9 protein-coding genes are annotated in these 11,794 nt (G+C 71.3%); 3 read left to right on the top strand and 6 right to left on the bottom strand.

Features of this window, described 5'->3' with window-relative positions; translation table 11 throughout:
* Positions 1–40 precede the first annotated feature (40 nt).
* The gene (locus tag QWU11_RS03450; protein ID WP_290103511.1) at positions 41–790 is read right to left on the bottom strand and encodes a hypothetical protein; all 750 of its coding nucleotides are present in this window, start codon (positions 788–790) and stop codon (positions 41–43) included.
* Positions 791–1,012: 222 nt separating this feature from the next.
* On the opposite strand from QWU11_RS03450, the gene QWU11_RS03455 reads away from it, so the two are divergent.
* Positions 1,013–2,524 (top strand): ATP-dependent DNA ligase, encoded by a 1,512-nt coding sequence (locus tag QWU11_RS03455; RefSeq protein WP_290103512.1) that lies wholly within the window; start codon positions 1,013–1,015, stop codon positions 2,522–2,524.
* A gap of 12 nt (positions 2,525–2,536) precedes the next feature.
* On the opposite strand, the gene QWU11_RS03460 is transcribed toward QWU11_RS03455, so the two are convergent.
* The 5 genes from QWU11_RS03460 to QWU11_RS03480 all read right to left on the bottom strand — a co-directional run bounded on the left by QWU11_RS03460 (position 2,537) and on the right by QWU11_RS03480 (position 8,237).
* Positions 2,537–3,244, bottom strand: a complete 708-nt coding sequence (locus QWU11_RS03460) for a hypothetical protein (protein WP_290103513.1) — start codon at positions 3,242–3,244, stop codon at positions 2,537–2,539.
* Positions 3,245–3,430: 186 nt separating this feature from the next.
* Entirely contained in the window at positions 3,431–4,729 is a 1,299-nt protein-coding gene (locus QWU11_RS03465) for a site-2 protease family protein (RefSeq protein ID WP_290103514.1), read from the bottom strand.
* A gap of 96 nt (positions 4,730–4,825) precedes the next feature.
* The gene (locus QWU11_RS03470) at positions 4,826–5,557 is read right to left on the bottom strand and encodes an FCD domain-containing protein (protein WP_290103515.1); all 732 of its coding nucleotides are present in this window, start codon (positions 5,555–5,557) and stop codon (positions 4,826–4,828) included.
* An 83-nt stretch (positions 5,558–5,640) separates the two neighbouring features.
* Positions 5,641–7,203, bottom strand: a complete 1,563-nt coding sequence (locus tag QWU11_RS03475; RefSeq protein ID WP_290103516.1) for an amino acid permease — start codon at positions 7,201–7,203, stop codon at positions 5,641–5,643.
* Between the two features lie 101 nt (positions 7,204–7,304).
* Positions 7,305–8,237, bottom strand: a complete 933-nt coding sequence (locus tag QWU11_RS03480) for a choline/ethanolamine kinase family protein (RefSeq protein ID WP_290103517.1) — start codon at positions 8,235–8,237, stop codon at positions 7,305–7,307.
* A 187-nt stretch (positions 8,238–8,424) separates the two neighbouring features.
* On the opposite strand from QWU11_RS03480, the gene QWU11_RS03485 reads away from it, so the two are divergent.
* Entirely contained in the window at positions 8,425–9,171 is a 747-nt protein-coding gene (locus QWU11_RS03485) for a GntR family transcriptional regulator (protein ID WP_290103518.1), read from the top strand.
* Positions 9,168–11,609: an FAD-dependent oxidoreductase gene (locus QWU11_RS03490; protein ID WP_290103519.1), complete on the top strand. Its 2,442-nt coding sequence runs from the start codon at positions 9,168–9,170 to the stop codon at positions 11,607–11,609. The genes QWU11_RS03485 and QWU11_RS03490 overlap by 4 nt, the downstream gene beginning before the upstream one ends.
* Positions 11,610–11,794: the final 185 nt, after the last annotated feature.

Here is an 11,794-nt window from a genome sequence, read left to right on the forward strand (position 1 = left end):
CCTTAATTGACGTTCGCCCGTACGCCCCGGTGCCTTCCGGCTAGTGGAAGGCGGGCAGGCCCGCACGTGCGGCGGCGATCGCCGAGGACAGGCAGCGCCGCTCGCTGGCCGCGCGGCCGCTCGCCGAGGGCTGCTCCTCGGTGTACTGCATCCGCAGGACCACGTTGCGATAGCGCACGGTCGCCTCGCCCACCGCGACGTGCACGTCCCGGTCGATCCAGTAGCGCTCGAACGCCGCGTCGCCCAGCCCGCCGATGCGCCGCAGCGAGTGGGTGTCGGGCGTGAGGTCCTTGACGGCCTGCTTCCACTGCGCCTCGTACGACCAGACCGTCATGCCCGTGGCCTGGCCGTGCATGTACTTGGGCAGGAAGGCACGGGCGTCGACCTGTACGGCGCGGTAGCGGCGACCCTCGGACAGGGAGTACTTGCAGACGCTGGCCGTCTCGGCGCCCATCTTGTCGACGTGGGGGCTGTCGGTCGGCACGAACCGGCGTACGGCCGACGCGGGCAGCACGGCGCAGGCGTTCGGGATCGTGGCGAACGTCAGCGGCTGGGCGCTCTCCTGCGGCGCCGTCGTACGCGGCTGGAGCGGCGGGTGGGCGGCGGTGGAGGCCGACCTGGGCCGCGCGCCGCCACGCCCGAAGGCGAAGATCCCGACGGCCACCAGGGCGACCGCCGCGCACACGGCGAAGACCACGCCGGCGACGCCCGACCGGCGCGCCTTGACCTTCGGTGCCTCCGGAGGGGAGTACACCCGGTGGAAGGGCTCCGGTAGCCGCGGCAGACCCACTCCGTCGTTCCCCCTCTCCCGGGCCGAGCCGTGAGGCTCGCCGCCTACGAAGGTAACCGGGGGCGGGGCCGCGAATCCAGACTCCCTCTCGGTTGCTGCCGCCTGTCTGTGACGGGGAGGCATGCCGCTCCTTGGTTCGTCCGGGGGCGTCGGAGGCGGGCTCCGGCACGCCCTGGGCAGGGGGTCCCGTCGATTGTCGGTCCCAGGAGCGACAATTCGAATGTGCTGCTCACAGAGATCGCCGCGACCTCGCGCGCGGTGGCGGCGACGTCGGCGCGGCTCGCCAAGCGCGACCTGCTCGCCGATCGCCTCCGCCGCGCCGCCCCGGAGGAGGTGGCGATCGCGGTCGCCTACCTGTCGGGTGAGCTGCCACAACGCCAGATCGGCGTGGGCTGGGCGGCCCTGCGCGAGCGCCCTTCTCCGGCGCCGGACGCCACCCTGTCGCTGGCCGAGATCGACGCCGCTTTCACCGCGATCGGCCGGGTTTCGGGTAAGGGTTCCGTGGCCGCGCGGAAAGCCCTTCTGGACGACCTGTTCGCCCGCGCGACCCCCGGCGAACACGACTTTCTCCTCCGGCTGCTCTCCGGCGAGCTACGCCAGGGCGCGCTCGACGGCGTCATGGCCGACGCCATCGCCGCCGCGGCGACGGTGCCGGCGGCGGAGGTACGCCGCGCGGTGATGTTCCGCGGCTCGCTGGGCGCGGTGGCCGCCGCGGCGCTCACGACCGGCAGCGAGGGCCTGCGCGGCTTCGGCCTGGAGGTGGGCCGCCCGGTCAAGCCGATGCTCGCCGCCAGCGCCCCGTCCGTCGAGGCCGCGATGGAGAAGGTCACCCCGGCGGCGGTCGAGTGGAAGCTCGACGGCATCCGCGTGCAGGCGCACGTACGCGACGGAGAGGTCCGGCTGTTCACCCGCACGCTGGACGACATCACGGCACGCCTGCCGGAGGCGGTGGCCGCGCTCGGGGCCCTGCCCGTACGCTCCGCGGTCTTCGACGGCGAGCTCATCGCGCTGCGCGGGGACGGGCGGCCGCACCCGTTCCAGGTGACGTCGGCGCGGGTGGCACGCCAGGGCGCCGGACAGGAGGTGCCGCTGTCGGTGTTCCTGTTCGACGTGCTGCACCTCGACGGCGCCGACCTGATCGACCGGCCGGGCTCCGAACGCAGCACCGCACTGGCCGAGCGGGTCCCCGAGGACCTGCGCATGCCCCGGCTCGTCACCGGCTCGGTGGAGGACGCGACCGCGTTCTTCCGGGACGCGCTGGCCCACGGCCACGAGGGCGTGCTCGTGAAGTCCCTGGACACGCCGTACACCGCGGGCCGGCGCGGCGCGGGCTGGATCAAGGTGAAGCCCCGGCACACGCTCGACCTGGTGGTTCTCGCGGTCGAGTGGGGCCACGGTCGGCGGCAGGGCAAGCTGTCCAACCTGCACCTGGGCGCCCGCGACCCGGAGACGGGCGGTTTCGTGATGCTGGGCAAGACGTTCAAGGGCCTGACCGACGAGATGCTCGACTGGCAGACCGAACGGCTCCTGGCGCTGGAGGACCGGCGCGACGACCACACGGTCCATGTCCGGCCCGAGCTGGTGGTGGAGATCGCCTTCGACGGCGTACAGCGCAGCCCTCGCTATCCGGGCGGCCTGGCCCTCCGCTTCGCCCGCGTCCTGCGCCACCGCCCGGACAAGCCCGCCTCGGAGGCCGACACGATCGAAAGCGTCCGCGCCACGGCGACGTTCTGACGGACGGCCCGGTCAGCGGCGGTGGCGCCAGCGGTCCTGGGCGATCAGGTCGTGGCGGCCGGCGATGAACTCCTGGACCCAGATCTTCACCCGGATCAGCGGCCTTCGCAGGCGGTCCTCGCGGCGTAGTGCCCGCCGCAGTTTGCGCGTCTCCGCGCCGTACCTCCACCGGGCCCATGGGGAGCCCGGCCTGGCCAGGCGGAAGGCGCTGACGATCAGGATGAGGGGCAGGAACAGCCCCAGCAGGCCCGTCCAGATCTTGCCCTTGAACAACGTCACGATCGCCAGGGCCAGGTTGAGCAGCAGGTTGGCCAGCACCAGCAGGAACACCCCGACCGGGACCGTACGGTCCGGTCCCAGGTCGTGGACGTCGCTGAAGCCGATCGGCCGCACGCCGCACAGGATCAGGCCCGTCACCGCCAGGGCGATGAAGACCGCGTCGATCGACGCGCGGCCCTCCTCCATCCAGTACACGTCCCGCAGGTGCAGGATCAGCGCGAACTCGTCCAAGACCAGAGCCGCGCCCACGCCGAAGACGCTCGCCGCGACCGCGTACCAGATCGTGAAGGAGTCCGGGATGGACAGCGCGGACACGCCACCGACGAGCATCAGCACGACGCCGAACACCACGTGGTGAATGTGCAGGTCACCGACCTGGACGTTCTTGAACCACCAGCGGACCTTCGCCCTGATCAGCCGTACGTTGATGCGCACCGCCACGAAGGTGACGATGAACGCGACAAAGAAGCAGAACAGTGGCAATCGGCCGGTGTCAATAATCCGTTGCGCGAAGAACTCCCCCACGTTCGCCCCCGAGTTCGTACGCCCTCATCATGACCCATACCGGCCGTCTGCGGCGATTGACACTGGGGGAAATACCAGGTCAGTGATGCTTAAAACTCCGGATCAGCCATTAAGCCGCACTGGGTTCACCAGGTCGGCGTAGATCAGCAACGCACCCATCGTGATGATCACGGCCGCCATCGCGTAGGTCAGCGGAAGCGCCTTCGCGACGTCCACGTGACCCGGGTCGGGCCGGCGGGCCACCTTGGCGAGCAGGCGCTTCAGGCCCTCCCACAGTGCGCCCGCGATGTGACCGCCGTCGAGTGGCAGCAGTGGTACCAGGTTGAACATCCCGATCGCGAAGTTGACCGTACCCAGCATCATCAGAAAGAACGCGAGCTTGTCCAGACCGGGCTCATGGGACGCCGCGATCTCGCCGCCGATGCGGCTCGCGCCGACCACGCCGATCGGGCCGTTGGGGTCGCGTTTCCTGTCGCTGAAGGCGGCGTTCCAGACGCCGACCATCTTCTTCGGCATGTTGAGCAGCGAGCCGACCGTACGGGTCGTCAGGTCCGACATCGCGCTGACCACGGTGCCCGGCCCCTGGCGCTCGCGCCCGCTGGTCGGGGTGATGCCCAGGAAGCCGACCTTCTCCGTCTTGTCCGGGTCGGTGAGTGACTGCATCTGGTTCGTGGTGACCGGGACGCTCAGCGTGAGGTCCTGGTCGCCGCGGTGCACGACCATCGCGACCGTACGGCCGCCGGAGGCACGGATCAGCTCCTGGAGCTTCTCGTACGACTTGATCTTCTGGCCCTCGTAGGACACGATCCGGTCGCCCGGCTTCAGCCCGGCCCTGACGGCCGGGGTCATCGGGTCGCTCGCGGTGCAGTCGCGGCCGGCCTGGGCGGCCGGGATCGCGCACTTGGACACCGCGCCGATGGTCGGCTTGTAGGTCGCCACGCCGATGCCCATCACCACGATGCTGATGAACAGGAACGCCAGCACGAGGTTCATGAACGGCCCGGCGAACATGATGATGACCTTCTGCCACCACTTCTTGCGGTAGAAGACGCGGTCCTCGTCGCCGGGGCCGACCTCCTCGAGGGCGGCGCCGCGGGCGGACTCGATCAGGGACTGGAACGGGCCGGTCGACGAGCCGCGCAGCTTGCCGGGAGCGTCGTCGCGGCGCGGCGGCAGCATGCCGATCATCCGGATGTAGCCGCCGAGCGGGATCCACTTGACGCCGTACTCGGTCTCGCCCTTGTTGCGCGACCACATCGTCGGGCCGAAGCCGACCATGTACTGCGGCACGCGGACGCCGAACAGCTTCGCGAACGACATGTGGCCCAGCTCGTGCAGGGCGATCGAGGCGAGCAGCCCGAAGAAGAAGACGACGATGCCCACCACGAACAGCAAGCTCATTCGTTCACGCTCCAGATCGGTCGTGCCGGAGGCGCACCGGGGCAGCGGACGGCCCCGGGATCCCCAGTCGCATAAGCGTATGCCGTAAAACCAAACTCATGTCAGGAAGCCGCGCAGCAGCGCCTCGGTGCCTTCGAGGTGCTCGGCCACCGCGCGCCGCGCGCCGTCCGGGTCTCCCGCGAGGACGGCGTCCACGATCGCGGCGTGCTGCGCCTCGGAGTGCTCGATGTTGCGCTGGAGCACGGGGATGGCGCCCAGCAGGTCGTTGAGGCGCATCCGCGCGTCGGCGCACGCCGCGGCCAGCAGCGGCGAGCCGGTCAGCTCGCCGATGGTCAGGTGGAAGCGCGTGTCGAGCCGCCGGTACTCCACGGGCTCGGCCACGTCGGCCTCGCGCAGGCAGTGCGTCAGCCGCTCGGTCTCCTCGTCGGTGAGCGCCCGGGAGGCCAGCGCCTGCGCCGCGCCGGTCTCGACCGCCATGCGGAACACCAGGGCGTCGCTGAGCTGGTCGCCCATGCCGGCGGCGACGCGTTCGAGGTCGCCGCGGCGGGGTTCGGGCGGCTGGTACGTGACGAACGTCCCGCCGAACCGGCCGCGCCGCGACTCGACGTACCCCTCGTGCTGGAGGGCGCGGATCGCCTCGCGCAGCGTCACCCGGCTGATCCCCAGGCGGGGGGCGAGCTCGCGTTCGGGCGGCAGCCGCTCGCCGAGGCCGACCACGCCGAGCTTGATCGCCTGCAGCAGCCGCTCGACCGTCTCCTCGAAGGCGTTGCCCTCGCGTACGGGGCGGAAGACCGCCGAGGCCGTGAGATCGGCCCGCCTGTCGCTCAACGCGGGCCGCCTTCGTCCATGCCGATCAGAGTAGCGACCGGGCGAACGTGCGTTCGCCCGGTCGCCATGGGTGACGCCGCGGGTCAGGCCGTGGCCGGGCCGGGGTCCAGGTCGCCGGGTTCGGCGGCGGGTTCGGCCGCCACCCCTTCGACCGTACGGCGTGGGCCGGTGAACCAGGTGTGCGCCGAGATCGCCCACCAGCCGCCGACCAGGATCAGGACCGCGCCGAGCGCGAGAGGCGCGTAGTTCACCGCTGTCCAGTCCCACGCCTTGTTGCCGGGCACACCGGCCGGGGCGATCGGCATGATGAAGTAGATCGAGATCACGATGATCTCGATCACCGCGATCCAGCCGAGCACCTTGTACTTCGAACCGAGCGTCCACGGTCCCGGCCGGAACCGGTCACCCATCCGCAGCCGCAGGTAGATCGGGATGAGGAAGGCGAGGTACAGGCCGATCACCGCGATCGAGACGACGGCGTAGAACGCCACCGGCGTGCCGGTCGGGCTCTTGTAGAGCGCGGGCAGGGTGAGCACGACGGCCGCGATGGTCCCCATGATGATCGCGTTGACCGGCGTACGGTTGCGGTCGACCTTCGACCACAGCCGCGAGCCGGGGATGCCGCGGTCGCGGGAGAAGGCGTACGTCATGCGGGACATGCTCGTCACGCAGCTCATGCCGCAGTAGAACTGGCCGATCACCGAGACGGCGATCACGATCTTGGCGAGGGCCGGGCTCAGGGCGGTGGTGAAGATGGTCGTGACCGCGCCGGCGCCGGCGTTGATGCCCTTGACGTCGGTGGCGGCGAACAGGAACGACAGCAGCAGGATCCAGCCGCCGATCGCGGAGTAGGCGATGGAGCGCCACAGGCCCTTGGCCGCGCTCATCGCCGCGCCCCGGGTCTCCTCCGAGACGTGCGCGCACGCGTCGAACCCGGTGATCGTGTACTGGGTCAGCAGGAACCCGAGCGGCAGCACGTAGAACCAGTACGAGCCGTTGGAGAAGCCCGAGTTGTTGATCCGGTGGCCGAAGACGAACGACAGGCTCTGGTGCGAGTCCGGGCCGAAGACCAGGATCAGCACGATCAGCGCGACGCCGAACACGTGCCACCACACCGAGACGTTCTGCAGGATCGCCACGAGGTGGTGGCCGAAGATGTTGATCAGTGCGTGCAGCGCGATGATGATCAGGAACAGCAGGAAGACGAAGCTCAGGCCGCCGTCCCAGCCCTTGTGCAGCATGCCGAGCAGCACGTTGAGGAAGGTCGCGGCACCGTAGTCGACCGACGCGGTCACCGCGACCAGGCCGATCAGGTTGAGCCACCCGGTGAACCAGCCGTGCACCGGCCGGCCCATGGTCGCCGCCCACCAGTAGATGCCGCCGGCGGTCGGGTAGGCCGAGACCAGCTCGGACATGCAGAAACCGATGATCAGGATGAACGCGGAGATGAACGGCCAGCCCCAGCTGATGGCGACCGGCCCGCCGTTGTTCCAGGCCTGCCCGAACGTCGTGAAGCAGCCGGCCAGGATGGAGATGATGGAAAAGGAGATGGCGAAGTTGGAGAAGCCGCTCCAGGACCGTTCCAGCTCTTGCGAATAGCCGAGCTCGGCGAGTCTCTTGGCGTCATCGTCGAGGTCAGTGGCCATCAGTGGCTCCTCGAAGTAGGGGCGGGGGGGTGGCGGGCCCGGTACGGGTCCCGCGGCCGGCGACGACAACGGCGCCGGTGTCTGCGGGTGAGCCGAAGCGCTCACGTGACGGCTCTCCCCCGATGGGCCGTCAGGTCGATCAGCCGCCCGAGGTCCGGGTCGGCGAGGTCGCGCCGGGCCTGGCCCCACTTGTCGGCGGCCTCGGCGTCGTAGTCGAACGCGGCGTCCGCCGCCCGGTGCGCCAGCAGGCCGTGGTGGATCGCGAACCACAGCGTCCACGTGACATTGGAGACCAGGAGGTAGAGCCGTACGCGGGCGAGCAGCGCGGCGGACATCTCGCCGCCGAAGTACGCCGCGGCCAGCGCCTCGACCCGTCCGGGCTCGAAGTCGCCCTCGGCGGCGATGTCGCCGAGCTCGAAGGCGGGGTCGTTCATGCCGGAGAGCTGGAAGTCGACGATGCGCACGTCGTGGCCGTCGTCGATGAAGTTCTCCGGCAGCAGGTCGTTGTGGCACGGCGCGGCGGGCAGCGGCGCGCGCTCCACGGCGCCCTCGATCGCCGTCATGACCGGCAGGTGGTCGCCGTAGCCGTCGGGGACCCGCAGGTCGTGCCGCCGGCACCGGTCGAGCAGTTCCTCGGCCTTGCGGAAGATGTTGAAGTCGCCGGCGAAGGCCGGCCCGGCGTGCAGCCGCCGGCAGGCCGCGGCGAGCCGGGGGATGGTCTCCAGGCGCCGCACGTCGTCGCGGTCCAGCGTGGCGCCCTCGATGTACTCCAGGACCATCGTGTCGCCGTCGGCGTACAGGACGGCCGGGCCGACGCCCGCGGCGCGTACGGTGTTCTCGATCTCCAGGCGGGCCGGGACCCCGAGCCCGGCCTCGCTCACCGCGGGGTCCAGGACACGAACGACGTACGTCCCGCCGTCCGTCTCGACCCGGAGGACGCGATGGCTGAGCCCGCCCGTCAGCGTCGTGCAGGCGATGACGTCACCGGAGCCCAGCCCGGCTCGCGCCATGATCTCCGCCACGCTGAGCGCCATCGACCGTCCAACGGTTGCGGTCGCATGGACTGCCCTTAACCCATTCGAAACATACGAGCGGGTATGCGACCAGATGTTGTTCCGGAAGTCTGCGAGCAGGGAAGGTCGGCGTCAAGAGGGCACCAGAACTTTATTCGGTCAACCTTTACCCCTTCTGGTATGGCCAATGGAGTGCTAGAAGCGGGTCATGACCGACGAACCGGACGACACTCTCCGGCGCAAGGCGTGGGAGGGCGTCGCCGACGCGATCCGGCAGGGCGGGTACGGGCCCGGCGGCCGCCTGCCTCCGGAACGGGAGCTGGCCGAGCGGCTCGACGTGAGCCGCTCGACGCTGCGGCTGGCCCTGCACGACCTCGAACGGGCGGGAATCGTCGTCCGGCGGCCCGGCCGTGGCGGCGGGACGTTCGTGGCCGCGCCCAAGGTCGAGCGCGACCTCGGCAGCTTCGCCGGGCTGGGCGAGTACATCCGGCGGCAGGGCCTGGTCGCGGGCGCGCGGGTGATCGCGGTGACGCTCGCCCCGGCCGAGCCGGCCGTGGCCGAGGCCCTGCGTCTCGGGCCGGGCGAGCCGGTCGTGGCCATCGCCCGGGTCCGGCTCGCGGACGGCGAGCCGATCGCGCTCGAACGCTCCCGATTTCCGGCCGGCCGCTTCCCCGGCCTGGCCGAGCAGGCGCTGGGCGGCTCGCTCTATGACCTGCTGCGCGAGAGGTACGGCGAGGCGCCGGAGCGCGCGGTCGAGCGCATCGAGCCCGTGGCCGCGGGCGCCGAGCCGGCCGCCCTGCTCGACGTACCGCCCGGCACGCCGCTGCTGGCCGTCGAGCGCGTCGCGTACAACCGCGCGGGCGAGCCCATCGAGCACGCGACCGACCTGTTCCGCGGCGACCGTACACGCGTCGTCGTCTGGACCGCCCCCGAGACCGCGGAGGACGCCCCGTGACGTCGAAGAACCTGCCCGGCCGCGCCCGCGTCGTGATCGTCGGCGGTGGCGTCGGCGGTACGAGCACCGCCTATCACCTCGCCGAGCTGGGCGAACGCGACGTGATCCTGGTCGACCGCGCGGACCTGACCAGCGGCTCGACGTTCCACTCGGCCGGCCTGGTCGGGCAGCTGCGCTCCGACCCGGCCCTCACTCGCATGAACATGTACTCCGTGGAGCTGTACCGCCGGCTCCAGGAGGGTGAGAACCCGCCGGGCTGGGTCGAGTGCGGGGGCATCCGTCTCGCCGGCACGCCCGAGCGGATGGAGGAGATCCGCCGTCAGATCGGCTGGGCGGCGGCGTACGGGCTGCCGTTGGAGGAGATCTCCGCGGCCGAGGCGCGGCGGCTGTTCCCCCTGATGAGCACCGAAGGCGTGCTCGGCGGGGCGTACCTGCCCACCGACGGTTACGTCGACCCCTCCCAGCTCACATACGCGCTCGCGGCCGGTGCCCGCGCGGGCGGCGTGCGCACGTTCACCCACACCCGCGTGCTCGGCGTCGGCGTACGGGACGGCCGGGTCACCGGGGTCCGTACGGACCGGGGCGAGGTGGAGGCCGAGGTCGTGGTCGACGCCGGCGGGATGTTCGCGGCCGAGATCGGGCGGATGGCCGGCGTCCGCGTGCCGATCGTGCCGATGTCGCACCAGTACCTCGTCACCGAGGCGCTCCGCGAGCACGACGGCACGCGCCTGCCGACCCTGCGCGACCCCGACAACCTCGTCTACTTCCGCGAGGAGGTGGACGGCCTGCTCATGGGCGGGTACGAGCGCGAGTCGGCGCCCTGGGCGCTGGGCCCGGCGGACCGGGACGCGGTCCCGCCCGACTTCAACGGGCGGCTGCTGGCCGAGGACTGGGACCGGTTCGAGGAGATCACCGCCAGCTCCCAGCGGCGCGTCCCCGCGATGGCCGACGCGGGCATCCGCAAGCTGATCAACGGCCCGGAGGCGTTCACTCCGGACAACGAGTTCTGCCTCGGCGAGACCGAGGTGGCGGGGTTCTTCGTCGCGGCCGGGTTCTGCGCGCACGGCATCGCGGGCGCGGGCGGCATCGGCCGGGTCATGGCCGAGTGGATCGTGGCCGGCGAGCCGTCGGCGGACGTGTGGCACATGGACGTACGGCGGTTCGGCGCGCACTACCGCTCGCCGTCGTACACGCGTAAGCGCACCGTGGAGAACTACGAGACCTACTACGACATCCCGTACCCCGACCGGCAGCGTGCGGCCGGGCGTCCCCTGCGGGTCTCCCCCGCGTACGGGATGCACGCGGCGCTGGGCGCGGTCTTCGGCGAGAAGGCCGGCTGGGAGCGGGTCGATTTCTATGAGTCCAACGCCGCGGGGGGCTCTGGGCCAGGACCCCGCGGCTGGGCGGGCCGCGGCTGGTCTCCGGCGATCGCCGCGGAGCACGCGGCCACACGCGAGTCGGCCGGGCTGTTCGACGAGTCGTCGTTCGCCAAGATCGAGGTGACCGGGCCGGGCGCGGCCGGCCTGATGGAATGGCTGTGCGACAACGAGGTCGCCCGCGAGGTCGGCGCGGTCACCTACACGCAGTGCCTCAACGTCCGCGGTGGCATCGAGTGCGACTTCACCGCCACCCGTACCGGCGCCGAGTCCTTCCTGGTCGTCACCGGGACCGCGTTCGGCACCCGCGACCTGGCCTGGATCCGCGCGCACGCGCCGCACGACGGGTCGGTGCGGGTCGCGGACGTCACCGGGCAGTACGCCTGCTTCGCGCTGTGGGGACCGCGCTCGCGCGCGCTGCTCGCCGGCCTGACCCCGGACGGCCTGGGCAACGCGGACTTCCCGTACCTGACCTCGCGGGAGATCACGGTCGGCGACGTCCCGGTCCGCGCCCTGCGGGTGACCTTCGTCGGCGAGCTGGGCTGGGAGCTGTACTGCTCCAGTGAGTACGGCGCGGCCCTCTGGCGGACGCTCGCCGGCACCGGGGCGGTGCCCGGCGGCTACCGCGCGATCGACGGCCTGCGGCTGGAGAAGGGCTACCGGGTCTGGGGCGCGGACCTGTCACCGGACGTCACCCCGTACGAGGCGGGGCTCGGCTTCTGCGTGCGGCCCGGCAAGCCGGGCGGGTTCCTGGGCGCGGCGGCGCTCGCCGAGGCGCGGGAGCGCGGGCTCACGCGGCGGCTGCGCTGCCTGACGCTCGACGACCCGGGCGCGGTGTGCCTGGGCAACGAGCCGGTACGGGTGGGCGACGAGGTCGTCGGGCGGGTCACCTCGGGCGGGTACGGGCACACGGTGGGCCGCTCGATCGCGTACGCGTACCTGCCCGTCGCGGCCGGCGAGATCGGCGCCGAGGTCGAGGTGGGCGTCTTCGGCACGTGGGTCACGGCCGAGGTCGCCCGGGAGCCGCTGTACGACCCGCGCGGCGAGCGCGTACGGGCCTGAATCGCTCTGTCCTGTGGCGAGATCGATCCGCCGTATGTGTCAAGTGACAAGCGATTATTCCACTCGGCCGGACACCATACGGGAATGGGTAACGCTTATCGCGCCCACGGGGATAGCACGACTGACGGGCAGGGTTGGGAAAAGGCGGAACTATGACAATTAACGCGACCGATATGCCGTCGGGG

Origin of the sequence: Actinomadura sp. DC4, from assembly GCF_030406325.1 — a bacterium.
Lineage (GTDB): Bacteria > Actinomycetota > Actinomycetes > Streptosporangiales > Streptosporangiaceae > Actinoallomurus.

Bases quoted from the DNA above. Each gene is read 5' to 3' on its own strand.
- QWU11_RS03485 (WP_290103518.1), top strand. From the start codon at position 8,425: ATGACCGACGAACCGGACGACACTCTCCGGCGCAAGGCGTGGGAGGGC.
- QWU11_RS03480 (WP_290103517.1), bottom strand. From the start codon at position 8,237: ATGGCGCTCAGCGTGGCGGAGATCATGGCGCGAGCCGGGCTGGGCTCC.
- QWU11_RS03475 (WP_290103516.1), bottom strand. From the start codon at position 7,203: ATGGCCACTGACCTCGACGATGACGCCAAGAGACTCGCCGAGCTCGGC.
- QWU11_RS03465 (WP_290103514.1), bottom strand. From the start codon at position 4,729: ATGAGCTTGCTGTTCGTGGTGGGCATCGTCGTCTTCTTCTTCGGGCTG.